We start from the raw sequence: 25,347 nt of genomic DNA, 5'->3' as shown, positions 1-25,347 counted from the left end.
GTGCCGGGCCGCCGATGACGGCATCTCGCGGCCAGCCTAACGATCGGCACGGCAGTATGGGGAGATGTCCGTACGGGAACTCGTCGTGCTCGGGTCCGCAAGTGCCGTGCCCACCCGGACCCGCAACCACAACGGGTACCTGCTGCGCTGGGACGGGCGCGGGCTGCTGTTCGACCCGGGCGAGGGAACCCAGCGGCAGATGGCGCACGCCGGGGTGTCGGCCCACGACGTCGACTGGATCTGTGTCACGCACTTCCACGGCGATCACTGTCTCGGCGTTCCCGGCGTCGTCCAGCGCATCGCCAGGGACGGCGTCGCGCATCCGGTCGACGCGGCCTTTCCGGCGAGCGGCACGGAGTACTGGCGGCGGCTCCGGCACGCGGCCGTCTTCCGCGACACCGACGTGATCCGGGAGCGGCCGATCACCGGTGCGGCCGCCCGGCTCGACACCGGCGACGCGCCGTTCACGCTCACGGCCCGCAGGCTCTCGCACCCGGTCGAGGCCTACGGGTACCGGCTCGAGGAGCCGGACGGCGTCACGATGCTCCGCGGGGAACTGGCGGCCAGGGGGATCCAGGGGCCGCTCGTGCGCCGCCTGCAGCAGGAGGGCCGGGTTGTGGCGCCGGACGGCCGCACGGTCACGCGTGAGGAGTGCAGCGTGCCGCGGCCGGGGCAGAAGGTGGCCTTCGTGATGGACACCGGGCTCTGCGACGCCGTGCACGAGCTCGCCGCCGAGGTCGACCTGCTGGTCATCGAGTCGACCTTCCTCGCGGAGGACTCCGCCCTCGCCTCCGAGTACGGTCACCTCACCGCCGCCCAGGCCGGCCGGGTCGCCGCCGACTGCGGTGTGCGGCGCCTGGTGCTGACCCACATCTCCGAGCGGTACGGGGCCGAGGACGAGCCGCGCTTCGCCGAGCAGGCGGCCGCCGCCTACTCCGGCGACATCGTTCTCGTGCAGGACCTGGACCGGGTCGACGTACCGCCCCGCCGCCGCGCGAGGTGAACCCCCCGCCGCCGTGACGTGACGTCGCCGGGGCAGGGCCCGTGCCGCCGGGGCGGGTGCGGCGTCGCAACAAAACCCGCGCCTTCCCCGAGCCGGCGGACTGGATCTGTTTCCATGGGGCCATGTCCTCCGCAGACGTGTTACGCGGGCCGGCGCTGCCGGCCCTGACCTGCGCCGCCTTGACCTGCGCCGCCCTGACCTGCGCGACCATCGCTCCGGTGCCCGCAGGGCCGCCGCCCGCCCCGTCCGCCGCCGTACGGGCGGCCGATCAGGGCGACGGGCGGCAGGCCCGGGGGACCGGCCGGATCCGCGGTGTGCCCGGCCCGGGCGCCTGGGGCGCGCCCGTGCTCACCGAGAACTTCGACGGCCACCGGCCGGACCCCCGGAAATGGGCGGTCTACCACTCGCCGGGCGCGCGGGAGAACCCTCGCAGCGGATCGGCGGCGCGGGTGTCCGGCGGGAAGCTGCGGCTGACCGGTGGGATCTATCGCGGCCGGGACCTGTCCGGCGGGGTGGCGTCGCACTTTCACCAGAGGTACGGCCGGTGGGAGGTGCGGATGCGGGCCGAACGGGGAGTCGGGTATTCGGCCGTCGCGCTGCTGTGGCCGGAGCGGTTCGGCGACCCCGAGTTCGCCGAGATCAACTTCGCCGAGGTCATCGATCCGACGCGGCGCACGGTCGGGCTGTTCGTCCATCGCGGTCCGGACGACGACCAGCGGCGGCGCCTGATCGCCGCCGACTTCACCCGCTGGCACACCGTCGCGGTCGACTGGCTGCCGGACCGGCTGACCTTCTGGCTGGACGGCAGGCGGGTCTGGACCTACCGGGGGCCGCTCATCCCCCGGCGGGCGCGGATGGGGCTCGCCCTGCAGAACGACCAGGTGTGCGACCGCGGCCCGGGCTTCTGCCGGAACCGTACGACGCCCAGGTGGGTGACCATGGACGTCGACTGGGTCCGCGTCTACCGGATGCCGGAACGCTGGAGGCGGGCCGGATATTGACGTCCTCCTCCGCCTAAAGTTAAGCGGGGGATTCCACTCCGCCCCTCTAGGTAGAGGAGGGAACGAGGTGAGGTTCGCGGTTCACGGGCCGGGCCGATGCCTGGCCTCCCCGCGCGGTCACCGTCCGCCCGACGGCGATGTTCTTGGCCGCGTTCACGTCCGCGTGATCTGTGTGCCCGCAGGCGCTGCAGCGAAAGACCGCTTGGCTCTCACGGTTGTTCGCTGCGCGGTGCCCGCAGGCGTTGCAGGTCTGGGAGGTGTACGCGGGATTGATCTTCTCCACCCGGCCGGGAGCCTTGTGCTGCAGCCGGGTCACCAGCTGGCCCCAGCCCGCCGCGTGGATGGACCGGTTGAGCCCGGCCTTTGCCCGGACGTTCTTCCCGGGCATCTGGATGGTGCCGCGTCCGGAGCGAACCATGTCGCGGATCCTGAGGTCCTCAATACGGATCACGTCGAAGCGGCGGGCGAGGTCGGTGGTGGTCTTCTCGACCCAGTCTTTTCGGCGGTCGTTCTCGCGGGCCTTGATCCGGGCGATCGCGGTCTTGACGCGCCGCCTTCGGTTCGACCCGGGCTTGGCCCGCGCGAGCTTCCGTTGCAGCCGCAGCAGCCGCCTGGCCTCGCTGTCGCGCAAGCCGGGAACCGACAGCAGTTCCCCGGTGGACAGGGCAGCCGAGACGGCCACCCCCCGGTCCACACCGACCACCGCACCCGTGCCGGGTCCGGGCACCGGTTCGGGTACGGCGGCGAAGGCGACATGCCAGCGGCCCGCCCGATCACGAGTGACCCGAAACGATCTGACCTCGCCGGGGACTGCGCGGGACCAGCGGAAGGCCACCCAGCCGACCTTCGGGATCCTCACCTGACCAGACTTGCGGGACACCCGCCGTACATCCCAGTGCCGGCCGCGCTGCCCCACGATCCGGAACCCCTCGTGCCTGCCCGCTTTACGCCACGTCGGCCGGCGATGCGTCCCGGCGAAGAAGTTGCTCATGGCCTGGGCGAAGTCCCGCAACGCCTGTTGCTGCACCGTCTGCGACCCAGCGGCCAGCCATCCGAACTCTCTTCTGGCCTCGGTCAGCTGACGGCACTGTTCCAGATAGCCCGGCGCGCTCGCCCGTCCGGGCTTCCAGTGCCGGTGCTGCTCCACCGCCATATTCCACACAAAACGGGCGTGCGCACAGTGTTCCAGCAGCGCCGCCTCCTGGGCGGATGTCGGCTGAAGCCGGAACCGCATGCGAACACGCTATCGACCACCACCGACACCTTGAGGAGGGAGCGGCGTTTCCTCCCCGGCCTGAAGGCCGAGGTCTCCACGCCGCACATCCGATGAACCGGCTGAAGGACGCGACGAGCCCATACCTGCTTCAGCACGCGGACAACCCCGTGGAGTGGTGGCCCTGGTCGGCCGAGGCCTTCGAGGAGGCGCGGCGGCGCGACGTGCCCATCCTGCTCAGCGTGGGTTACGCGGCCTGCCACTGGTGTCACGTCATGGCGCACGAGTCCTTCGAGGACTCCACGACCGCCGAGGCGATGAACCGCCGGTTCGTGAACGTCAAGGTCGACCGCGAGGAGCGGCCCGACGTCGACGCGGTCTACATGGAGGCCACTCAGGCGATGACCGGGCAGGGCGGCTGGCCGATGACGGTCTTCATGACCCCGGACGGTCATCCGTTCTACTGCGGCACCTACTTCCCGCGCCCGGAGTTCCAGGCCCTGCTCGACGGCGTCACGAAGGCGTGGACCGAGCGCCGTGACGAGGTCGTGCGGCAGGGGCGGCAGGTGGTGACCGCGCTGACCTCACGCGGCCCGGCCCTGGCCGGCGGCGAGCCGCCGACGCCCGAGCTGCTGACCCAGGCGGTACGGGTACTGCGGCAGGGCTACGACGCGGCGCGAGGCGGCTTCGGCGACGCCCCGAAGTTCCCGCCGTCGATGGCACTGGAGTTCCTGCTCCGCCACGAGGCGCGCACCGGGGACGGCGAGGGCGTCGAGATGGCGTCGCACACGCTCGAGGCGATGGCGCGAGGCGGCATCTACGACCAGCTCGGCGGCGGGTTCGCCCGCTACTCCGTCGACGCCGGCTGGGTCGTGCCGCATTTCGAGAAGATGCTGTATGATAACGCGCTCCTCGCCCGGGTGTACGCGCACTGGTGGCGGATGACGGGAGCCCCCCTCGCCAAGCGGATCGCGCTGGAGACCTGCGACTGGATGCTGCGCGACCTGCGCACCGCCGAGGGCGGTCTGGCCTCGGCGCTCGACGCCGACAGCGAGGGCGAGGAGGGCAGGTACTACGTGTGGACGCCCGCCGAGCTGCGCGAGGTCCTGGGCGACGAGGCCGGCGCCGAGGCGGCCCGCCTGTTCGGTGTCACCGAGAGCGGCACCTTCGAGCACGGAACGTCCGTGCTGCGGCTCCCCGCGGATCCGGCCGACCGCGACGCCCACGAAGAGATGCGGGCCGCGCTGCTGGCGGCGCGCGGCCTCAGGGTGCCGCCGGCCAGGGACGACAAGGTGGTGGCCGGCTGGAACGGCCTGGCGACCGCCGCCCTGGCGGAATGCGGTGCCCTGCTCGACCGGCCGGATCTGGTGGCGGCCGCCGAGGACGTTGCCCGGCTGACAGAGAACGTCCACTTGTCCGGTGGGCGGCTCGTGCGCACGTCGCGCGACGGGGTCGCCGGCGCCAACTCTGGCGTGCTCGAGGACTACGCCGACGTGGCCGAGGGCCTCATCGCCCTGCATGGCGTGACCGGCGACCCGCACTGGGTGGCCGTGGCGGGCGGGCTGCTCGACACGGTGCTGGACCATTTCGGCGACGGCGACGGCGGGTTCTTCGATACGGCGGACGACGCCGAGGCGCTGTTCCGGCGGCCTCAGGACCCGACCGACAACGCGACCCCCTCGGGCCAGTTCGCCGCCGCCGGCGCCCTGCTGTCGTACGCCGCGCTGACCGGTTCGGCACGTCATCGGGACGCGGCCGGCGCCGCGCTCGCACCGGTGTCCCTGCTGGCCGAGCGGCACGCCCGGTTCGCGGGATGGGGGCTGGCCGTGGCCGAGGCCCGGCTGTCGGGTCCGCTCGAGATAGCCGTCGTCGGGGATCCCGGCGACGAGCGCACCCGCGCGCTGCACACCACCGCGCTGATGGCCGCCGCGGCCGGGGCGGTGGTCACGCTCGGCCGGCCAGGGGCCGACCGGCCGGAGGTGCCGCTGCTGGAGGGCCGTGGCCTCGTCGACGGCGCGCCCGCGGCGTACGTGTGCCGTGGTTTCACCTGCCGGCTGCCCGTCACCCGGCCCGCGGACCTCGCCCGGGAACTCCGCCGCGGCGGCTGACCGGTTTCGGGGAAATTGGCGGCGCCAGTGACCTTGATCTCCAGGGGCCGCGGATGTTACCAATGGTTGCACAGCGTGTGGCGGGCGAAGACGAGAATCGCCCGTGGGAAGCACGCACGCCGACCCGGAGGTTCGCCCGCCGCGCCTGGACGTCAGCGCATATGTAGGTCATAGTCGTTGAGCCGGTCCGACAGAGTTGTCAGGGAGTGTTGCTGTGCGAAGGCCGAGCCGCCGCGTCCTTCCGACGGTCATCGGCGTCTCCGTGGTGACCACCCTCGCGACCAATGTGGCCGTGGTCGTCGCGCACTCGCAGAAATCCGATTCGGCCGGCCGCGCGGACGGCAAGGAGCACTACGTCGCCACCTCCAGCGGCTCGCGGCTCGCTCCGTCCGCGGTGGCACCGCTCAAGAAGCGGCTGACCCCGGACCTGCTCGTCGCGGCCCCTGCCAGCCTGCCTCCCGACGCCCTCGCCAAGGTGCGGCGCCTCAAGGGCGTCAACGCGGCCGAAGTGGTCGATGCCGCCCAGGCGCTCGTCGCCGGCAAGCGGGTGGGATTGCTCGGCGTCGAGCCGTCCACCTTCCGTGCCTTCACGCCGAAGCCGACCGCCGAGTCCGATGCGCTGTGGCGCAATGTCGCCGCCGGCGACGTCGCCATCTCGTTCACGATGGGCAATGACGGCGGCGTGCGGCTCGGCACTCAGGTGCCGATCGGCGGCAGCCAGCGTCAGACGCAGACCCGGGTGGGCGCCTACGCCACCATGGGGATGAGCGAGATCGACGCGGTCGTGTCCCGGACCACCGCCCAGTCGCTGGGCGTTCCCGGCGCGAACGCCATCCTGATCAGCGCGCCCAAGGCCGACCTGGGCGGACTCACCAAGCAACTGCGCCGCGCGCTGCCGAAGCACGCGCGCATGCTCCAGCTCAACCCGAAGGCCGACTCGCTGCCCGCCGGAACGGGCACGCTGCCGAAGGCCCGTGGTCAGGTGCTCACGCGCAGCCAGATCATGGTCGCGATCCAGGCCGCGCAGACCAAGCTCGGCATGCCGTACGTCTGGGGCGGCGAGTCCGACGCCGAGGGCGGCTATGACTGCTCGGGCCTGTTGCAGTACGCCTTCGCCCGCGCCGGCGTGCGACTGCCCCGCGTGGCCGCCGACCAGGCGCGCGCGGGCTGGGTGATCCCGTTCAGCAAGGCGCAGGCGGGCGACCTGCTGATCTGGGCCAGCGATCCGACCGCACCCGGGTACATCTCGCACATCGCCCTCTACATCGGCGGCGGCCGGATGATCGTGGCACCGCGTACGGGCGACGTCGTGAAGATCGCGCCGGTGCACTTCAACAACTTCAAGGGCGCGGTCCGGATCAACCCGCGCCACGCGGGCTGACCGTCCGCGCCGGCCGGACGATCCACCGCGCGGTCGTTCTCGTCAGACGGATTCTTCCGGGGCGCCGCCGAGCGGACAGCCGTCGGGGATGTCATGTCAAACGACCGAGCGCGCCCTTGGCTCGTGTCGTAATTGGTGTAATTATGATTACGTGAATACGAACGAAGCGACCAAAGAGCTGCGCGGCTGGTTCTCCGGGCGACTGCCGGCGGAGTGGTTCGAGGGAGGACCCGAGGTCGTCCTCGATCGGGAAGAGGTCAGCGTGATCGGGCGGCTGGCCGTACCGGATCTCGCCCCGGACCTCCCGGAGGCGGAGCGGTCCGCCGCGATGGCCGGCCGCATCCAGCGGTTCCGCGAGGAGACGCGGGAACGGCGCATGGGGATCGCGCGTGAGGCCGAGCAGAAATTCGGCCGCCGGGTCTCCTGGGGCGCCGAGTGCGGTGACGAGCGTGAGATGTTCACCACCTTGTCGGTGCCGGTGATGACCCGGCTCCGCCAGTCCGAGCGGCGGGTGCTCGACACCCTCGTGGAGGCCGGTGTCGCGCGGAGCCGCAGTGATGCGCTCGCCTGGTGCGTGCGCCTGGTCGGCAAGAACGCCGACGAGTGGCTGGCCGAGCTCCGCGAAGCACTCCAGCACGTCGAGAGAGCGAGAGCCGCCGGCCCGCACATGTGAGCGGCGGAGGGGCTGTTCGTCCCGCACCTGGGGGGTTCACGTGCCGCCGAGTGGAGCGAGAGCATCCAACACAGCCCCTGTGCCGGACGTTCCGGGCGATAATTGGCTGTCGTTCTCATGGGGAGCCGTTACGCGGAGGAGTGTCCATGGGTCTTGGTCGGGATGCGCCGAGAGGACCGCTGATCAGAGGGCCGGTGCGAGATGTCCTCTACCGGCTGTACGAATGGCGGGTCGGCACGTCGCTGCCCACGGACATCACCCCACGTCACGTCGGAGTCATCCTCGACGGCAACCGGCGGTGGGCGCGCTCGATGGGGCTCGCCGACGTCAACACCGGGCACCAGCGCGGCGCCGACAAGATCTCGGAGTTGCTGCAGTGGTGCACCGAGGCCGGGGTCGAGGTGGTGACGCTCTGGCTGCTCTCGACCGACAACCTGACCCGGCCGGTCAACGAGCTCAATCCGCTGCTCGAGATCATCGAGAACACGGTGCAGCAACTCGCCGCCTCGGGGTGGGACGTCAGACCGGTCGGCGCGCTCGATCTGCTGCCCGACAAGACCGCACGTGTCCTTAAAGATGCCGGTGAGGCCACATCTGGCGCCCCTGGACTGATTGTGAACGTCGCGGTTGGGTATGGAGGTAGACGTGAGATCGCTGATGCGGTGCGCTCTCTGCTCTTCGAGCAGGCGAGTAAAGGCACCAGCATCGAGGAACTCGCCGAGGTCCTCGATGTGGAGCACATCGCGGAGCATCTCTACACGCGCGGCCAGCCCGATCCTGACCTGGTCATTCGTACGTCGGGAGAGCAACGCCTCTCCGGCTTCATGCTCTGGCAGAGCGCGCACTCGGAGTTCTACTTCTGCGAAGTGCATTGGCCCGACTTCCGCAAGGTGGACTTCCTGCGCGCGCTCCGCTCCTACGCCGCGCGGCACAGGCGTTACGGTTCCTGATCTCCTTGAGCGGACTGTGACGTGTGTCACTGTCCGTATCGGGGGGACCGGCCGTAGCGTGGAGTCAGGTTTCCTCCCCGAGGTAGGGGCGCCGCGTTCCGGACCTGTCCGGCGGCGTCCGAAGGAGAGCGAGTGGTCACTTCCTCCTCGCGCCGTGTCTCCCCCGAGCCTGCTGGCACGGATCGGCGCACGTACGTCCTCGACACCAGCGTCCTGCTCGCCGATCCGGGGGCGATAGCCCGGTTCGCCGAGCACGAGGTCGTACTTCCCATCGTCGTCATCACCGAACTCGAGGCCAAGCGCCACCACCCCGAGCTGGGGTACTTCGCACGTGAGGCGCTGCGCAAGCTGGACGACCTGCGAATGGAGCACGGTCGTCTCGACGAGGCCCTTCCCGTCGGCGAACAGGGAGGCACGGTCCGGGTGGAGCTCAACCACGCGGATCCGAGTGTGCTGCCCGACGGTTTCCGACTGGGTGACAACGACACCCGCATCCTGTCGGTGGCGCGCTGGCTCTCCGTCGAGGGCCGCGATGTCGTGCTCGTGTCCAAGGATCTGCCGCTGCGGGTGAAGGCCGCGTCGGTCGGGCTGGCCGCGGAGGAGTACCGCGCCGAACTGGCCGTCGTCGAGTCCGGCTGGACCGGCATGCACGAGCTGGAGGTGACCGCCGAGCAGGTCGAGCTGCTGTACGAGTCGGGGCGGCTCGAGGCGGGGGAGGCGTGGGGCGCCGACGTCGGTGCTCTGCCCTGCCACACGGGTCTCCGGCTGCTGTCCGCGAATGGCTCGGCGCTGGGCCGGATGATGCCCGACAAGTCGGTGCGCCTCGTCCGCGGTGACCGTGAGGTATTCGGGTTGCGCGGCCGTTCGGCCGAGCAGCGGGTGGCGCTGGACCTGCTCTCGGACGAGGATGTCGGCATCGTGTCGCTCGGTGGCCGGGCGGGCACCGGCAAGTCGGCACTGGCGCTCTGCGCGGGCCTTGAGGCGGTGCTCGAACGGCGGCAGCATCGCAAGGTCGTCGTCTTCCGGCCGCTCTACGCCGTCGGCGGGCAGGATCTCGGTTACCTGCCCGGCTCGGAGAACGAGAAGATGTCGCCCTGGGCGCAGGCGGTGTTCGACACCCTGTCGGCGGTGACGACGCCGGAGGTCATCGAGGAGGTCCTCGACCGGGGCATGCTCGAAGTGCTGCCGCTGACCCACATCCGTGGCCGCTCGCTGCACGACGCGTTCGTGATCGTGGACGAGGCGCAGTCACTCGAACGCGGCGTCCTGCTGACGGTGCTCTCCCGGATCGGTGCCGGCTCACGGGTGGTGCTGACCCACGACGTCGCGCAGCGCGACAACCTGAGGGTCGGCCGGCATGACGGCGTCGTGGCCGTCGTCGAGAAGCTGAAGGGGCATCCGCTCTTCGCCCACGTGACGTTGACCCGGTCCGAGCGCTCGCCCATCGCGGCTCTCGTCACCGACCTTCTCGGCGACGTCGGGGCGTGACGGCCGGCGGTCTCGGAGCCGGGGATCCCTGAGGGTCGCCGGATCGAGCGGCGAGGGCGCCTTCGGGCGGCACGCCGACGCGGTCCGTGGTCCTCCGCGTCTTCCCCCGGCTCCGGGGCCGCCGGCCCGTCTCTTTGATCGATCACCGTGTGTCCCGCGCCAAACCCGGTCCGCGATGATGTGACTATTGCCACACCAGGCCCACTGCTGCGGTCCAATCCCTGCTCTCCCTGCGGTTTTGCCGGTTTGCCTGGGTGGTTGACAAAACGGCCGGCTGTCTTCCGCGCCATGTTCCGGTTGCGATGCCCCCCCAGGGGTCGGGCAGTCTGGGGCGCCGTAAGCACCCCTAGATGTTGCGTGGTCCCGCGCGGCCGTCCCCCAGAACGCCGCGACCACGGGCCGCACCGCATCGCAGGCACGGCGCTCTCCCGGCGGATCCGGGGTGTGATCGGCCGGGGGTGACCGCACTCGTGCGCGTGCCCATGCGCGTTCGACCGTCGGAAGGACCGCCTTGTACGGAGGCCATCCCGGGTCATCCCCTAGGCGAGACAGTCGGCAGTACGAACAGCAGGTGGACTTCACGTCCAGCCCCAGAGAAGAACTCCCCGCCTCTCCGGGTTACCTCACACCCAACGTCGATGTGCGGGTCGCCGGTGCGCCCCTCACCGAGGCGGGCGCGGACGGCGGCCGCTCGCGCCGCCGGCGTCTCATAAAGATCGGCGCCGTGGCCGCGGCCGCGGTCGTGGTGGTGGGCGGTGGCACCGCCGGTGCCATGGCCATGACGGGCGGCTCGGACAAGGACACGGTCGCCCCGGCACCCCTCGCCGACGCCGCGCGGAACCAGCCCTCGGAGGCCGAGTTGAAGGCCGCCGAGGAGAGGCGCCTCAAGCTCGCGGCGCAGCGCGCCTCCCGCGACGCCCGCAAGGACTCCGTCAAGCGGCCGGCGCTGGCACTCAAGGGCACGCCGCTGCCGTCGAAGACACCGGAGAGCGACTCGGCGGGCGACCCTCCGCCCGCCGGCAACCCGGTACCGGCCGGCGAGGCGCAGCGGATCGCCAAGGCGATGCTGCCCGAGTTCGGGTTCAACCCCGCGACCCAGTTCGGCTGCCTCGTGAAGCTGTGGGACAAGGAGAGCGGCTGGCGGGTGACCGCCGCCAACCCCTCGGGGGCGTACGGCATTCCGCAGGCCCTGCCGGGCAGCAAGATGGCGACCGCCGGCGCCGACTGGCGGACCAGCGCGGCCACCCAGATCAAGTGGGGGCTCGGCTACATCAAGTCCCGCTACGACACCCCGTGCGGGGGCTGGGCGGCCTTCAACCGCCAGGGCTGGTACTGACCCCTCCCGGTCCCCGGGCACGTGAGCCCCGGCCGTTCCTCGGCCGCCACCCGCGGCCGAGGAGCCGTGCCGTCGGCTAGGAGGGCTGTGGACGGGTCATCGCCAGGAGATCCAGGGCGGCGTCCAGCTGCTCGTCGGTGAGCGTGCCGCGGTCGACGTGCCCGCGCTCGAGCACGACCGCCCGGATCGTCTTGCGCTCCGCCAGGGCCTGCTTGGCGACGCTCGCGGCCTCCTCGTACCCCAGATAGCGGTTCAGCGCCGTGACGATCGACGGCGACGACGCGGCGTACTCCAGGCAGCGGTCCACGTCGGCCTCGATGCCGTCGACGCAGCGGTCGGCCAGCAGCCGTGACACATTGGCCAGCAGCCGGATCGACTCCAGCAGGTTGCGTCCCAGCATCGGCAGCATGACGTTCAGCTCGAAGTTGCCGGCGGCGCCGCCGAAGGCGATCGCGGCGTCATTGCCGATCACCTGGCCGGCGACCTGGCAGACCGCCTCGGGGATCACCGGATTCACCTTGCCCGGCATGATCGACGAGCCCGGCTGCAGGTCGGGGAGGTGGATCTCGGCGAGCCCGGCGCGCGGTCCCGAGGACATCCACCGCAGGTCATTGGCGATCTTGTACAGGCCGACGGCGATCGTGCGGAGGGCCCCGCTGGTCTCGACCAGCGCGTCCCGGGCGCCCTGCGCCTCGAAGTGGTCACGGGCCTCGGTGAGCGGCAGCCCGGTGGCCCGGGAGAGCTCTGCGATCACCCGCGCGGCGAATCCGGGCGGGGTGTTGAGGCCGGTGCCGACGGCCGTTCCGCCGAGCGGCAGTTCCGCGAGCCGGGGCAGCGCGGCCTCGAGCCGCTCCACTCCGAGCCGCGTCTGGGCGGCGTATCCGCCGAACTCCTGGCCGAGGGTCACGGGGGTGGCGTCCATGAGGTGGGTGCGCCCGGCCTTCACCACCGACCCGAACTCGGCGGCCTTGCGGCCCAGGGCGGCCGCCAGGTGGCGCAGCGCGGGTATCAGCTCGTGCAGCACGCCTCCGGTGGCCGCGACGTGGATCGACGACGGGAACACGTCATTGGACGACTGGGACGCGTTGACGTGGTCGTTGGGATGCACGTCGCGCCCGAGCCGCTCGGCCGCGAGCGTCGCGATCACCTCGTTGGCGTTCATGTTGGACGACGTCCCGGACCCGGTCTGGAACACGTCGATCGGGAAATGCCCGTCCCACGTGCCGTTGGCGACCTCGCCGGCCGCCTCGGCGATCGCGTCGGCGAGTTCCTTGTCGAGCACGCCGAGCTCTGCGTTCACCTTCGCCGCCGCCGCCTTGATCTGCGCGAGCGCGGCTATGTGCGATCTTTCCAGGGTGGCGCCCGAGATGGGGAAGTTCTCGACGGCACGCTGCGTCTGCGCACGCCATCGGGCTTCGGCCGGGACTCGCACCTCTCCCATCGAGTCGTGCTCGATCCGATACTCCTGCTCGGCCATCGCCGACACCTCCTGATCCGACCGTACCTGGACGGATCGGAGCATGGCCGCCGAGGCCCGGCGATCAGCGGTGGCCGGTGTCACTCCTCGGCGACGGTGAATCTCTTGCGCTCGCCGGGGCGGCCCTTCGGTTCCAGCCTGCCGTGGATCCACACTTCACAGGCGGCCGCGTCGTGGATCACGGCGTCGAGCCGGGGGAGGTCGTACTGCCCGACCTGACCGGCGGCCAGTACGCCGTCGAAGACGACCTCGGTGTTGCCCGGGCTGGCGACGAAGATCTTGCACGGCGCGCCGTCGGCGCGGATGACGAGGGCGTTCGACCGTACGCTTTCGGGCTCGGAAGCGGGCGCGCTCGCCGGGGGCGGGAGAGCCGCGGAGCCCGGTGCCGAGACGGTGTCCGTGCGTTCCCGCGCCATCCCGAGGACCAGCCCGCCGAGACCTATGAGGCCGATGGCGCACGTGGCGCCGGTGAGGGCTATCGCGACCAGCATCCGGTGACGGTGTGCCTCGCGCCGTCGTGATCGCGGGGCTGTGGCGCGTTCCAGCCGATCGGCCGCGCGGGCATGGGTGAGTCGCATCGCCGGATTCCGCTCGAGCAACCCCATGATCACGGAGCTGAGCGTGGCCCCGGCCAGCCGCGGCGGCTGCGGTTCGTCGGTGAACGGCGCGTGGGGAGCCGCCGCCGCGCCCCGCCGCTCGTGGGGCGGGTGCCCCTCGACGGCGGTGTAGAGGATCGCACCGAGCGACCACAGGTCCGACTTCGAGGTCGACGCCTCGCCCCGGGCGACCTCGGGCGCGACATGGTCCGATGGCGGCACGCGGCTCTCGATATGGCCGAACGCCGCCGGGACACCGGGGACGGCCGGTGGATCGGCGACGGCGAAGTCGGTCAGCACCACGCGGCCGTCCTCGGCGAGCAGGACGTTGCTGGGCTTGATGTCGCGGTGCAGTATCCCGGCGTTGTGCGCGTCGCCCAGTGCGTCGAGCAGGCGGCGGGCGATGTCGGTGACGCGGTCCGGCGGGAGCGGGCCGCTCCGTGCGACCACCTGTGCCAGGTTGGGGGCCGGCACCAGCTCCATCACGACCCATGGCCGGCCGTGTTCGACGATGACGTCGTAGATCTCGGCGATCGAAGGGTGCCCGAGCTGGGCCGTCGCGCGTGCGGTGCGGAGCGTGCGTTCGACGAAGACCGCCGGATCGGCCTCGGTCGCGGTCACGGGCAGCCGAAGTTCCTTGACCGCCACAGCCCGGCCGAGGCGGTCGTCATGGGCGCGCCAGACGGTGCCCATGGGGCCGTAGCCCAGCTCTGCCAGCAATCGATAGCGATTGGCCACCGAAATGCCGCCTCGTGACTGCACCACGGCGAGAAACATACCGGATTGAGGTGCGGCTCACCGGATGCGCTGTAAATTCCTTCACAAAGCGATCAATGCGTGTAAATTCATGGAAATTGGGAGACTTGCTGCGGCAGGGAAAACTGAGCCGTCTGTTACCGGGAGAGCCGTGATGAGCGGAGGAGACACACCGGTTCGGCTGCCCGACGGGGTGCGGCCGCTCACGCTCGAGGATCCGGCCATGGTCGGGCGGTATCGCCTGCTCGGACGCATCGGCATCGGCGGCATGGGCGTGGTCTACCTGGGGCGCTCCAGCGACTCGGACCCGGTCGCGATCAAGACGCTCCACCCCCTCTACACCGACGTGGCCGACCAGCGCAGGCGCTTCGTCGAGGAGGCACGGTTGGCGCGCCGGGTCACGGCGGGCACCGCGCAGGTCATCGAGGACGCCTCCGGCGGACCGCGTCCGTACATCGTCACCGAGTTCATCCAGGGGCCTCCGCTGTCGCGAGTGGTCGAGCGAGACGGCCCGCTGCCCGAGGCCCGTTTGCGCGAGGTGGCCGCCGGAATCGCCACCGCACTGGTCGCCATTCACGGCGCCGGACTCGTGCACCGTGACCTGAAGCCGGAAAATGTGCTGCTCGGCCCCGGCGGGCCACGAGTGATCGATTTCGGCATCGCCCATGAGGTCGATGCCGCCCGCGCACACACCCAGGCCGGAATCGTCATGGGCAGTCCGGGCTGGATCGCGCCGGAACGGCTCCTCGGCCATGCCGCTGTAGCCGCCTCCGATGTTTTCAGCTGGGGCTGCCTGGTGGCATTCGCCGCCTCGGGCCGGCATCCGTACGGCGGCGGTTCCGGTGCCGAGGTCGGCGACCGTATAGTCAACGGCACGCCGGACCTCGGCGCGCTCACCGGGCCGCTGAGAGAACTGGTCGCCGCCGCGCTCGCCAGGGACCCGGCCGGGCGACCCGCCGCCATCGAGATCGTCGGCGCGCTTCGCGCGGGCCGGCACGACGAGCTCGCGAGCCGGCACGACGCGCTGCCCCGCCCGGCGAGCGCCGGAGCCGCGTTCCGGGGCGGGCCCGGGCGCACGGCGACGGCCGGCCGTGACGCCATGCGCGCCGGCCCGCCGGCCCGCGTCGCTGAGCCGATCGCCGACCGGGCCCGTTCCTGGGCCGCCGCCGCTCGCGCGCGGGTGGGCGTGCCCGTTGCCTGGACGGCCCTCGGAGCGGTCATGGCGGCCGCCGTCTACGCCGTCGTCGGCGGCATCGAGAGCGGAACCGGGCACCGTCCGGCCGATGGGGCGCCGCCCCCGACGCTCGGCACCGAGCGGCAGCAGCCGTCCCGCGTCCTGCGCAGCCGCCCGCGGCCGGGCTCGGCCACGGGCGGGCCGGCCGGCGCGGTGCCGCGGGGCCCGGTGCTGTCGGCACCGGACGCCGTGCCACTGGCGCGTGGGGGACCGCGCCGCCCCGGTGGCGGGTCGTCGTCCGCGTCGAGCCCATCGGTGATCGGCCGGTCTCTCGGGGGGACCGGGACACCGGGGATCAGCGTCAGCCCGACGTCCGAGCCGACCCTGCCGGTACCCTTGAAGACCCTCCGCCGCTGACGGGCCGCCGGCGGTCCGATGCCGCGGTCAGCGGCGGCCGATGGTCAGCAGCGGGCCGTCCGCCGAGGCCCCGAAGAAGTCGTTGCCCTTGTCGTCGACGACGATGAACGCGGGGAAGTCCTCGACCTCGATCTTCCAGACCGCCTCCATGCCGAGTTCGGCGTACTCCAGGACCTCCACCTTCTTGATGCAGTCCTGGGCGAGCCGGGCGGCGGGACCGCCGATGGAGCCCAGGTAGAAGCCCCCGTGCGTCTCGCACGCGTCGGTCACCTGCTTGGAGCGGTTGCCCTTCGCGAGCATCACGAGCGACCCGCCCGCGGCCTGGAACTGCTCGACGTACGAGTCCATCCGCCCGGCCGTGGTCGGCCCGAACGAGCCACTCGCGTAGCCCTCGGGCGTCTTCGCCGGCCCCGCGTAGTAGACCGCGTGGTCGCGCAGGTAGGCGGGCATCGCCTCGCCCGCGTCGAGCCGCTCCTTGATCTTGGCGTGCGCGATGTCGCGGGCCACGACGAGCGGGCCGGTCAGTGACAGCCGGGTCTTCACCGGGTACCGGGTCAGCTCGGCCCGGATCTCGTCCATCGGCCGGTTCAGATCGACGCGCACGACGTCGCCGGACAGATCGTCGTCCGTGGTGTCCGGCAGGTACTTCGCGGGATCGGTCTCGAGCCGCTCCAGGAAAACGCCCTCAGCAGTGATCTTGGCGAGGGCCTGCCGGTCGGCGCTGCAGGACACCGCGATGGCCACCGGGCACGAGGCCCCGTGGCGGGGCAGCCGGACCACCCGGACGTCGTGGCAGAAGTACTTGCCACCGAACTGGGCGCCGATGCCGAGCCGCTGGGTGAGCTCGAAGACCTGCTGTTCGAGCTCCAGGTCCCGGAAGCCGTGCCCGGTGGGCGATCCGGCGGTCGGCAGGGCGTCGAGGTAGTGCGCCGAGGCGTACTTGGCGGTCTTCAGCGCGTACTCGGCGCTCGTGCCGCCGACCACGATCGCCAGGTGGTACGGCGGGCAGGCCGCCGTGCCCAGCGAACGGATCTTCTCCTCGAGGAACGCGAGCATCCGCCTGGGGTTCAGGACCGCCTTGGTCTCCTGGTACAGGAAGGACTTGTTGGCGCTGCCGCCGCCCTTGGCCATGTAGAGGAACTTGTAGGCGCCGCTCGTGGCCGGGTCGCCGCCGGTCGCGTACAGCTCGATCTGCGCGGGCAGGTTGCTGCCGGTGTTGCGCTCCTCCCACATGGTCACCGGTGCCATCTGCGAGTAGCGCAGGTTGAGCCGGGTGTAGGCGTCGTAGACGCCACGGGAGATGTGCTCTTCGTCCCGGCCGTCGGTGAGGACGTGCTGCCCCCGCTTGCCCATGACGATGGCGGTGCCGGTGTCCTGGCACATGGGCAGCACGCCCGCGGCCGCGATGTTGGCGTTCTTGAGCAGGTCGAGGGCGACGAACCTGTCATTGGGCGAGGCCTCGGAGTCGTCGAGGATCCGGCGCAGCTGCGCGAGATGGGCGGGCCGCAGCTGATGGGAGATGTCGTGGATCGCCGTCTCGGTGAGCAGCCTGAGCACCTCGGGCTCGATGCGCAGGAAGGCGCGGCCGTCCGCTTCGAAAGTGCTGACTCCGTCCGCGGTGAGCAGGCGGTAGTCGGTCTCGTCGGGACCGAGTGGCAGCAGGTCGGTGTGGGCGAACTCGGGCATCGCGCAGGCCTCTCCTCATTCCGCGGGGTGGGCTCAGAGTACGGCCTGCCGGGTGCCGGCTCCCCGGCCGGGCGTTTGTTGCGCGACCGGCCGGGCGGGTATTGAGTGGAGGGGAGCCGGTAGCGCTCTGATCGGGGACCGTCATGTGGGCATCGCAACTATTGGATCTCTCCGTATTGGATCTCTCCGCCCCGCCTGATCCGAACCAGGAACTGGGTTACGTGGCGCTGATGATCGTCGGCGTGGCCGTGGTGACCGCGCTCCTCGTCACCTTGATCGCGTTGGTGCTGCACAACCTCCACGAGGAGGAGCGCCGACGGCGCAGCCACTAGGCGGGGGGATCGCGGGGGTCGCGTGCGGCGGACGCGACCGCAACGGCCGCGGGGCCAGGCCCGCCACGATCCCCACGGCCACGAGACCCACCCCGGCGAGTTCGGCGGGGCCGGGCCGGCCGAGCCCCAGTACCACCGTGATGATGGCCGCGCTGACCGGAATGACCCCGGCGAACAGCCCGGCCCGATCCGTACCGAGCCGGGGAAGGGCGTCGTACCACAGGAAGAACGCGATCGTGGTGACCACCGCCGAGAGATAGAGCAGGGCCGCGGCCTCGCTCGCGGTGGGAACGCGCAAGAACCCGGCGCCGTCCGCGACCAATCCGGCGATCAGCAGCATCGGCACGGCGAACGCCGCGGAGTACGCCGACACCCTGATCGGGCCGAGTCCGGGCAGTAGCGGCAGGGCCAGCAGCGAGAACCCGACCTCGCCCGCCAGCGCGCCCATGGACAGCAGCAGGCCGGTGAGGCCGCCACCGCCGAGCCCGTTGGCGAGCGCCGCGCCGGCCGTGACGACGAGAGCCGCCGCCACCGTGAGCGGCGACGGGCGCCTGCGTTCGAGCAGCGGTCCGACCAGGGCCAGCACCACGGGAACCGTCGCGATCACGGTGCCGATGGTCGACGGGGTCGCATGCCTGGTGGCCATGACGACGAAGACGTTGAACCCGGCGAGCCCGGTCGCGGCCAGGGCGAGCAGCAGCAGGACCTCACGGGGGGTCGGCCGCCGGCCGGCCCGGTGGGGACCCGCGATCGTCCGCCCTCGCGGCGCGCGGCGGGCGTGCACGCCGGCGGCGGCGAACAGGACGAGCGCGGCGAGCGCATAGCGCAGAGCCTGCCCGCCGAAGATCGGATAGTCGTTGATCGTCGCGGACACACCCGTGAGCGTGCCGACGAGGAACATGGCGCTCGCGGCGCCCACCATTCCCCTCACGCTGGCGGAACCCTTCATGGCGTGAAACGCTAGGGCTTCGGATTGGTCCGGTCACAGAGCCAATCAACATGCTGTAACCAGGACCAATGGCCATCCAGGACCGATCGCCGACCCAGGACCGATGCCTCCCGCCATGCTCACGACGATCACATGACCGACCTGCACCTTCACTTCGACCGGGCCACCGGGCGGATGTCCGGTCAGGTCGCCTCCGGACTGCGCGCGGGGATCCGGGCCGGCCGGCTCCCGGCCGGCACGCGGCTGCCGTCCACCCGCGACCTGGCGCGAGATCTCGGCGTGTCACGCGGCGTCGTGGTGTCGGCCTACGAGCAGCTCCTCGCGGAGGGCTTCGTCATCTCGCGGCGCGGTGACGGCACCAGGGTGGCCCCCTCGGCGGTGGCCCAGAGCCCGCCGCCGGAGCCACGTCCCGGCTGCGTCCGCGACGCGGGCGGCTCGCGTCCGGTCGACTACGACCTGCGGGCCGGGCTGCCCGATCTGGCGGCCTTTCCCCGGGCGCGCTGGATGAGCGCCGTTCGCAACGCGCTGCGCGCGCTGCCGAACGACGAACTCGGTTATCCGGACCCGGCGGGTGCGGCGGTGCTGCGAGCCGAGCTCGCCGGCCACCTCGGCCGCGTACGCGCAGCGCACGTCACGCCCGACCGGCTCGTCGTCACCCAGGGGGTGGCCCATGGACTGGCGATGATCGTGCGCCTGCTCGCCGAGGACGGGCACCGCCGGCTGGCGGTGGAGGATCCGACGAGCGCCCGTCAGCTCCCGCTGCTGGCCGAGGCGGGTGTCGAGATCGTACGGGTTCCCGTGGACGAGGAGGGCGTCGACGTGGCGGCGCTGGCACGGGCCGGGGCACGTGCCGTGCTGGTCACCCCCGCCCACCAGTACCCCACCGGGGTCGTGCTGTCCGCCCGGCGGCGCACCGAGCTGGTCTCGTGGGCCCGCGCGGTCGACGGCATCGTGATCGAGGACGACTACGACGCCGAGTTCCGCTATGACCGAGAGCCCGTGGGGTGCGTGCAGGGCATCGCCCCCGACCGGGTCGTGCTGACCGGCTCGGTCAGCAAGTCCCTCGCGCCGGCACTGCGGCTCGGCTGGGTGGTGGCGCCGAGGGCGCTGGCCGAGCGGGTGCGGTCGTACCGCGCCGGGACCGACCTCGGCGGCCCGGTGATCGAGCAGCACGCGCTCGCCGGGCTGATCGCCTCCGGGGGTTACGACCGGCATCTGCGGGTGATGCGCCGGCAGTACCGTCTGCGCCGGGACGCGCTGGTGGACGCACTGCGCACGCACCTGCCGGGCAGCCGGGTGCACGGGGTGTCGGCCGGACTGCACGTGTACGTCGAGCTGCCCGCCGGCATGCGCGAGCGGAGCGTCATCGAGTCGGCCGCGCGGGCGGGCGTGGCACTCGAGGGCGCGAGCCCGCTGTGGTCGGGTACGGCGCCGACGCCCGCGCTCGTGCTGGGATACGGCGGCCTCTCCACCACCCGGTTGATCCGGGCCGTGGCACTGGTGGGGAGTGCGGTTACTCCTGGGAGTGACGGGTAGGACCCGCGGTCAGATGAGGAGGCATGTCAAATGAACGTGCAAGAGGCGAACCGACAGCTTCAACTGGCCGTCCACGATGCCCAGGTGGCGTTCGACTGTGTCGAGCTGGGCGACATAGACCGTGCGCACACGCACGCCCTCATGGCCCGCACTGCGGCGGACGCCGCCGAGACGGTGCTGCGTTACGCGCTGGCCGAGGAGCGGGGCGAAGCCGTGCCGGCGGCGGAACCCGAGAGCGTCGAGGAACTGCGTCCCTGATGTCTCGAGCGCAGCCGCGTGAATCTCCGTGGATCATGCCCCACACGGCGTGAGCCACGGAGAGCCGCTCGGTCAGGGGGCTCCGCCTGCCTTGAGCGCCGTACCGGTTCAGGGCGCGACCGCGTGATCGCCGGGTGACGCCGCCGGGACGGGGCGGGGCTGGAATCCACCGGCGGCCAGGACGATCACGAGGGTGAGCACGGCCGGCACCGCGAAGGCGAGACGCAGGCCGTGGTCGGTGCTCGTCGGCGCGATGGCTCCGACGACCGCCGCGCCCAGAACGAATCCGACGTAGTTGAAGACGTTCACCCGGGCGACCGCGACCCCCAACCCGGTGGGGTCGACCCGGTCCGCGGCCGAGAACGCGACGGGCGGCACGACGCACAGGCCGAGGCCCACCACGGCGAAGGCGGCGATGGCGACCGGCGCGTTCGGGGCGGCGACGACGCCGACCATGCCGAGCAGCCCGGTCAGCCCGCCGAGCCGCACGACCTGGGCGGCGCCGAGCCGGCGCACTCCCAGGTCGGCGACGGCACGTGCGGCCACCATGGCGACCTGGTAGGCGACGTACGCGAGCGGCGCGACGGTGGACGAACCGCCCAGCTCGTCCTCGAGGTACTTGGTGCTGTAGCCCGATGTCGCCGCGTCCGCGACGTACATGCAGGCCATCGCGGTGCCGACGATCAGCACCGGCCGCCAGGGCACCTGCTCGGCCGCGGCCTTGAGCCGTCGCGAGCCGGGCGCCCGGCCCTCTTCTGATCTGCCCAGGAGCCGCGGGCCGGTGAGCAGCGACACGGCGACGCCCACCAGGGCCGGCCCGGCGAACCCGGCGAACAGCGACACCTCCAGCCGGTTCGCCAGCGCGGACCAGAGCCCCCCGGCGATCCCGGCGACGCTCCACACGGCGTAGAAGCCCGTGACCAGGCTGAGCCCGTACCGGCGCTCCACCGCCACCGCCTGGGCGTTCATGGACGCGTCGACGGCACCGATGAACAGGCCGAACAGCGCGACGGCACCGTACAGTGCCATGACGCCGTCCACCAGGCCGACGAGCGCGATGGTGACGCACACCGCCGGCTGAGAGATCCGCAGCACGGCGGCGCTGCCCCGCCGCCGGAACAGGACGCCGGCCAGCACACTGCCCAGCCCCGCGATCACCGGCACCAGGAGCAGCACGAGGGCCAACCGGCCGTCGCTGAGCCCGTGCGCATCCTGGATGCGGGGCACCCGCGTCACCAGCGTGGAGAAGCACAGCCCCTGGACCGCGAAGCCGGCATAGGCGGAGACCCGCGCCTGACGGTTCCGATCGGTGATGCCCGTCGCCATGGCGATCTCCATCAACATGAAGAAGTCTCGCGTCAGGCTAGGGACGGCCGCCGGCCCGGGTCAATGCCCGGTGGCGACTATCCGATCAGGCGGCGGCGCATGCCGCGAACGGCCAGGACCCACATCAGTGCGGCGAAGAGCAGGAGCACGCCGAAATGACCGGCGTCGGCGAGCGGCCGGACGCCGAACACGGCGTGGCGGACCAGTTCGACACAGTGCAGCAGAGGATTGAACTGGGCGGCGACGTGTACCCATCCAGGCAGGGCGCTGATCGGGAAGAACGTCCCCGCCACCAGGAACAGCGGGGTCACCACGCCGGTGATCACGTAGTCGAAGGAGTTGATCGACGGCACGATCGTCGAGGTCCACATGCCGAGCAGCCCGAAGCCCAGGGCGGTCACGAACACGATTAGGGGGACGAGGAGCATCCCGGCGCTCGGGTCGAGGCCGAACGCCATTGCGACGATCAATGGCGCGCACCCGTAGACCGACGACTTCGCCGCGATCCACGTGACCTCGCCGGTGACGAGCTCGTGCACGTCCAGAGGGGTCGCGAGCATCGCGTCGTAGGTGTGCTGGAAGACCCGGCGGATGTAGGCGTTGAACATCCCGGGGAACACGGAGGTGAACAGGGCGGCCGTGCCGACCATGCCCGTGCCGACGAAGTCGAGGTAGCGGTAGTCGCCGATCACCGCCATGAGCGAGCCGAACCCGTATCCGAACGCGAGCATCATGAACGTCGGCTCGAACATCGACGCGAACGACTGGGAGCGCCAGTACCGGCGGAACAGCGCGAGTTCGTGCCGCCACGTGCCCTGCAGGGCCGCCAGCTCGATGCGGTGGCGCGGAGGCGGACCTGAGGCGGCCTCGGCGGGTTCGACGGCGGTCAATCCACCTGCTCCCCGGTCAGGACGACGAAGACGTCCTCGAGATTGGCCGCCCGGCGGACGCCGTCCGGCCCGAGCGCGTCGGCCAGCGAGTCCGGGATCGACTCGGCCCGCAGCACCGACACCGACGGCCCGGTGCGGCGGGTCGGCAGCCCGGCCGCGCGCGCGAGGGACTCGACCTCGGCGAGCCGCTCGGGCGGCCCGTAGTGCTCGACCACCGAGCTGCCGGCATGCCGCGCGATGAGATCGGCCGGGGTTCCCCTGGCGGTGACCCGGCCGTGCGACATCAGGGCGCACTCGTCGGCGAGCCGCTCGGCCTCTTCGATGTAGTGGGTCGACATCAGCACCGTCGTGCCGCCCGCCCTGAGCGCGTCGATCAGCCCCCATAGCTCCGCGCGGAGTTGTGGATCCAGGCCCACGGTGGGCTCGTCGAGAAGCACCAGCCGGGGGCGGTGCACCAGGCCCCGCGCGATGAGCAACCGCCGGCGCATGCCGCCGGACAGGTCGTCGACCCGGGTGTGCTGCCGCCCGGTGAGATGGGCCAGCGCCAGCGCGGCGTCGACCGCGGCGCGGCGGCCGGCCCTCGGAACGCGGTAGAGACGCGCGAAGACCTCGAGGTTCTCGCGGGCGGTGAGCTCCTCGTCGAGATTGTCCTGCTGCGGCACGACCCCCATCTGGGCACGGGCCCGCTTGGACTCGCGCGGGATCGGATGCCCGAGCACCTCGATCGTGCCCTCGTCGGCCAGCGCCTGTGCCGTCAGCATCCGCATCGTGGTGGACTTGCCCGCGCCGTTCGGCCCGAGCAGGCCGAGGCAGATCCCGGCCGGCACCTCCAGGTCGAGACCGTCCACCGCCGCGAGCCCGCCGAATCGCTTGACCACGCCGCGCAGCGCGATCGCGGGCCCTCCGCCCCCGCTCGGCGACGACGAGGCGCCTGCGAGGGAGCGTGCGGTCGTCATGGCGCCACCATAGGCAGCACGGACGACATTCTCATCGGGTTTTCCCGCCCACGCGCGAGCGCGGCTATGGTGCGGGTGTGGACAACCCCTGGCGCCCCGCAACCCGGGCGGGCGACGTTCCCCCACGGGATCTGCGCGCATCCGACAGCGACCGGGAGAAGGTGGTGGCGCTGCTCGGCGACGCGCTCGCCGACGGCCGGTTGACCATGGTGGAGCACGAGGACCGGGTGCATCAGGCCTACGCGGCCCGCACGCTCGGGGAGCTCGCCGCGCTCACCCTGGATCTGCTGCCGGCCGAGCAGCAGCCCATCCACGTCGACGACCGGCCGTTGCACGCGCTGTTCGGTTCCGAGCGCCGGGGCGGGCGCTGGGTGGCACCGGCGCGGTTCCCGGTGACGGCCGTGTTCGGAACGGTGGAACTGGACCTGCGCGAGGCGATTCTGGCGCGCCGCCACATCGTCATCGACGCGAACATCGTGTGTGGCCAGGTCCGGCTGCTGATCCCCGAGGGCGTACGGGTCGACGTCACCAGCCGGATGATCATCAGCTCGCGGCAGCTCAAGATCCGGACGCCGCCGGGCGAGCCCACCGGGCCGGTCATCGAGATCGGCGGCACCGCGGTGCTGGGCTCGATCCAGGCACGTACGCCCAAGCGCAAGTGGCGTCAGCGCATCCGCGGGCGCTGACGCCCGGGCGCGCCGGCTATGAGGCCGTGTCAAAGTTGATCGCGCTGTAGGCGCGCAGCTTGCTGAGCTGGTGCTCACTCTGGATGTTGCGGATCGTGCCGCTGCGCGAGCGCATGACGAGCGAGCTGGTGGACGCCGTGCCCTTGCGGTAGCGCACCCCGCTCGCGAGCTCCCCGTCGGTGATGCCGGTGGCGGCGAAGAACACGTCGTCGGAGGTCACCAGGTCGTCGGTGGTCAGCACCCGGCCGAGGTCGTGCCCCGCGTCGATCGCCTTCTGCCGTTCCGCGTCGTCCTGCGGCCACAGCCTGCCCTGGATCACGCCGCCGAGGGCCTTGATCGCACAGGCCGCGATGATGCCCTCAGGGGTGCCGCCGATGCCGAGGAGCAGGTCGACGCCGGTGCCCTCGCGGGCGGCCATGATCGCGCCGGCCACGTCACCGTCGGTGATGAACTTGATCCGTGCGCCGGCCTCGCGGATCTGCTTGACGATGTCCTCGTGCCGCGGCCGGTCGAGGATCACCACGGTGACGTCCTGCGGTGAACAGCCTTTGGCCCTGGCCACGGCGCGGATGTTGTCGCTGATCGGCCGCTGGATGTCGACGGCGTCGGCGGCCTCGGGACCGGTGACGAGCTTCTCCATGTAGAAGACGGCCGACGGGTCGTACATCGACCCGCGCGCGCTCACCGCGATCACCGAGATCGCATTGTTCATGCCGAGGGCCGTCAACCGCGTCCCGTCGATCGGGTCGACCGCGACGTCGCACTCGGCTCCGCTGCCGTCGCCGACCTGCTCGCCGTTGTAGAGCATGGGTGCGTTGTCCTTCTCACCTTCGCCGATCACCACCACGCCCTTCATCGAGACGGTGTTGATCAGCTGGCGCATGGCGTTGACCGCGGCCCCGTCCGCGCCGTTCTTGTCTCCGCGGCCGACCCACCGGGCAGCGGCCATCGCGGCGGCCTCGGTGACGCGGACCAGCTCAACGGCGAGGTTACGGTCAGGCGCGTCCTTAGCCGTGGCAAGTGGGGAGGAAACGGTCGTTTCATCAGACATAGTGCGGCTGCCCTTCAATAGTCGGACTTGCATGGGATCGTAGTTCCCACCTGGGAGGGCGTAATCTCGTCGGGACGTGTTGTTGTCCGCCTCAGCGGGCGGGC

Annotated in this window: 21 protein-coding genes; 12 read left to right on the top strand and 9 right to left on the bottom strand. The window is 71.5% G+C overall.

What is annotated here, in order from left to right; all coding sequences use genetic code 11:
- Positions 1-64 precede the first annotated feature (64 nt).
- Together HKK74_RS16735 and HKK74_RS16730 are read left to right on the top strand one after the other, a co-directional pair.
- Positions 65-1,003: a ribonuclease Z gene (locus HKK74_RS16735; protein ID WP_187244147.1), complete on the top strand. Its 939-nt coding sequence runs from the start codon at positions 65-67 to the stop codon at positions 1,001-1,003.
- Positions 1,004-1,125: 122 nt separating this feature from the next.
- Positions 1,126-2,004, top strand: a complete 879-nt coding sequence (locus tag HKK74_RS16730) for a glycoside hydrolase family 16 protein (RefSeq protein ID WP_187244146.1) — start codon at positions 1,126-1,128, stop codon at positions 2,002-2,004.
- Between the two features lie 46 nt (positions 2,005-2,050).
- Here the strand turns inward: HKK74_RS16730 and HKK74_RS16725 are convergent, their stop codons facing one another.
- The gene (locus HKK74_RS16725; protein ID WP_187244145.1) at positions 2,051-3,238 is read right to left on the bottom strand and encodes an RNA-guided endonuclease InsQ/TnpB family protein; all 1,188 of its coding nucleotides are present in this window, start codon (positions 3,236-3,238) and stop codon (positions 2,051-2,053) included.
- Positions 3,239-3,330: 92 nt separating this feature from the next.
- Here HKK74_RS16725 and HKK74_RS16720 point away from each other — a divergent pair, with 92 nt between their 5' ends.
- From HKK74_RS16720 to HKK74_RS41430, 6 genes are all read left to right on the top strand, one after another.
- Positions 3,331-5,325, top strand: a complete 1,995-nt coding sequence (locus HKK74_RS16720; RefSeq protein WP_187244144.1) for a thioredoxin domain-containing protein — start codon at positions 3,331-3,333, stop codon at positions 5,323-5,325.
- Positions 5,326-5,539: 214 nt separating this feature from the next.
- Entirely contained in the window at positions 5,540-6,706 is a 1,167-nt protein-coding gene (locus HKK74_RS41435) for a C40 family peptidase (RefSeq protein WP_187244143.1), read from the top strand.
- A gap of 151 nt (positions 6,707-6,857) precedes the next feature.
- A complete protein-coding gene (abmR, locus tag HKK74_RS16710; RefSeq protein WP_187244142.1) occupies positions 6,858-7,379 on the top strand; it encodes an ATP-binding transcription factor AbmR in 522 nt (173 codons plus the stop codon).
- A gap of 146 nt (positions 7,380-7,525) precedes the next feature.
- Positions 7,526-8,329: an isoprenyl transferase gene (locus HKK74_RS16705; protein ID WP_187244141.1), complete on the top strand. Its 804-nt coding sequence runs from the start codon at positions 7,526-7,528 to the stop codon at positions 8,327-8,329.
- A 132-nt stretch (positions 8,330-8,461) separates the two neighbouring features.
- Positions 8,462-9,817, top strand: coding sequence for an RNA 5'-3' helicase PhoH2 (gene phoH2, locus HKK74_RS16700; protein ID WP_187244140.1), 1,356 nt, complete (start codon positions 8,462-8,464; stop codon positions 9,815-9,817).
- A gap of 571 nt (positions 9,818-10,388) precedes the next feature.
- Positions 10,389-11,153, top strand: a complete 765-nt coding sequence (locus HKK74_RS41430; RefSeq protein ID WP_187244139.1) for an aggregation-promoting factor C-terminal-like domain-containing protein — start codon at positions 10,389-10,391, stop codon at positions 11,151-11,153.
- Positions 11,154-11,229: 76 nt separating this feature from the next.
- On the opposite strand, the gene HKK74_RS16690 is transcribed toward HKK74_RS41430, so the two are convergent.
- Positions 11,230-12,630: a class II fumarate hydratase gene (locus HKK74_RS16690; RefSeq protein ID WP_187244138.1), complete on the bottom strand. Its 1,401-nt coding sequence runs from the start codon at positions 12,628-12,630 to the stop codon at positions 11,230-11,232.
- 80 nt (positions 12,631-12,710) lie between these two features.
- Positions 12,711-13,991 (bottom strand): serine/threonine-protein kinase, encoded by a 1,281-nt coding sequence (locus HKK74_RS16685; RefSeq protein ID WP_187244137.1) that lies wholly within the window; start codon positions 13,989-13,991, stop codon positions 12,711-12,713.
- Between the two features lie 145 nt (positions 13,992-14,136).
- Here HKK74_RS16685 and HKK74_RS16680 point away from each other — a divergent pair, with 145 nt between their 5' ends.
- Positions 14,137-15,573, top strand: a complete 1,437-nt coding sequence (locus tag HKK74_RS16680; RefSeq protein WP_187244136.1) for a serine/threonine-protein kinase — start codon at positions 14,137-14,139, stop codon at positions 15,571-15,573.
- Positions 15,574-15,600: 27 nt separating this feature from the next.
- Here HKK74_RS16680 and HKK74_RS16675 read toward each other — a convergent pair whose 3' ends face one another.
- Both HKK74_RS16675 and HKK74_RS16670 read right to left on the bottom strand, forming a co-directional pair.
- The gene (locus HKK74_RS16675; RefSeq protein ID WP_187244135.1) at positions 15,601-17,259 is read right to left on the bottom strand and encodes a fumarate hydratase; all 1,659 of its coding nucleotides are present in this window, start codon (positions 17,257-17,259) and stop codon (positions 15,601-15,603) included.
- A gap of 267 nt (positions 17,260-17,526) precedes the next feature.
- A complete protein-coding gene (locus tag HKK74_RS16670) occupies positions 17,527-18,540 on the bottom strand; it encodes a DMT family transporter (RefSeq protein ID WP_187244134.1) in 1,014 nt (337 codons plus the stop codon).
- A 132-nt stretch (positions 18,541-18,672) separates the two neighbouring features.
- Here HKK74_RS16670 and pdxR point away from each other — a divergent pair, with 132 nt between their 5' ends.
- Positions 18,673-20,076: a MocR-like pyridoxine biosynthesis transcription factor PdxR gene (pdxR, locus tag HKK74_RS16665; protein WP_187244133.1), complete on the top strand. Its 1,404-nt coding sequence runs from the start codon at positions 18,673-18,675 to the stop codon at positions 20,074-20,076.
- Positions 20,077-20,106: 30 nt separating this feature from the next.
- Complete coding sequence (locus tag HKK74_RS16660) at positions 20,107-20,334, top strand: hypothetical protein (RefSeq protein ID WP_187244132.1); 228 nt, start codon at positions 20,107-20,109, stop codon at positions 20,332-20,334.
- A 108-nt stretch (positions 20,335-20,442) separates the two neighbouring features.
- Here HKK74_RS16660 and HKK74_RS16655 read toward each other — a convergent pair whose 3' ends face one another.
- The 3 genes from HKK74_RS16655 to HKK74_RS16645 form a co-directional block, all read right to left on the bottom strand.
- Positions 20,443-21,660: an MFS transporter gene (locus HKK74_RS16655; RefSeq protein WP_187244131.1), complete on the bottom strand. Its 1,218-nt coding sequence runs from the start codon at positions 21,658-21,660 to the stop codon at positions 20,443-20,445.
- A gap of 77 nt (positions 21,661-21,737) precedes the next feature.
- Positions 21,738-22,550: an ABC transporter permease gene (locus HKK74_RS16650; protein ID WP_187244130.1), complete on the bottom strand. Its 813-nt coding sequence runs from the start codon at positions 22,548-22,550 to the stop codon at positions 21,738-21,740.
- Positions 22,547-23,506, bottom strand: coding sequence for an ABC transporter ATP-binding protein (locus HKK74_RS16645; RefSeq protein WP_187244129.1), 960 nt, complete (start codon positions 23,504-23,506; stop codon positions 22,547-22,549). Before HKK74_RS16645 ends, HKK74_RS16650 begins: the two co-directional genes overlap by 4 nt.
- 77 nt (positions 23,507-23,583) lie before the next feature.
- On the opposite strand from HKK74_RS16645, the gene HKK74_RS16640 reads away from it, so the two are divergent.
- Entirely contained in the window at positions 23,584-24,192 is a 609-nt protein-coding gene (locus HKK74_RS16640) for a DUF1707 SHOCT-like domain-containing protein (protein ID WP_312881537.1), read from the top strand.
- A gap of 16 nt (positions 24,193-24,208) precedes the next feature.
- On the opposite strand, the gene glpX is transcribed toward HKK74_RS16640, so the two are convergent.
- Positions 24,209-25,243, bottom strand: coding sequence for a class II fructose-bisphosphatase (gene glpX, locus HKK74_RS16635; RefSeq protein WP_187244128.1), 1,035 nt, complete (start codon positions 25,241-25,243; stop codon positions 24,209-24,211).
- Positions 25,244-25,347 lie beyond the last annotated feature (104 nt).

Source organism: Actinomadura alba (assembly GCF_014323705.1).
Taxonomy (GTDB): domain Bacteria; phylum Actinomycetota; class Actinomycetes; order Streptosporangiales; family Streptosporangiaceae; genus Actinomadura_C; species Actinomadura_C alba.
This window is presented reverse-complemented; position numbering and strand designations above follow the sequence as displayed.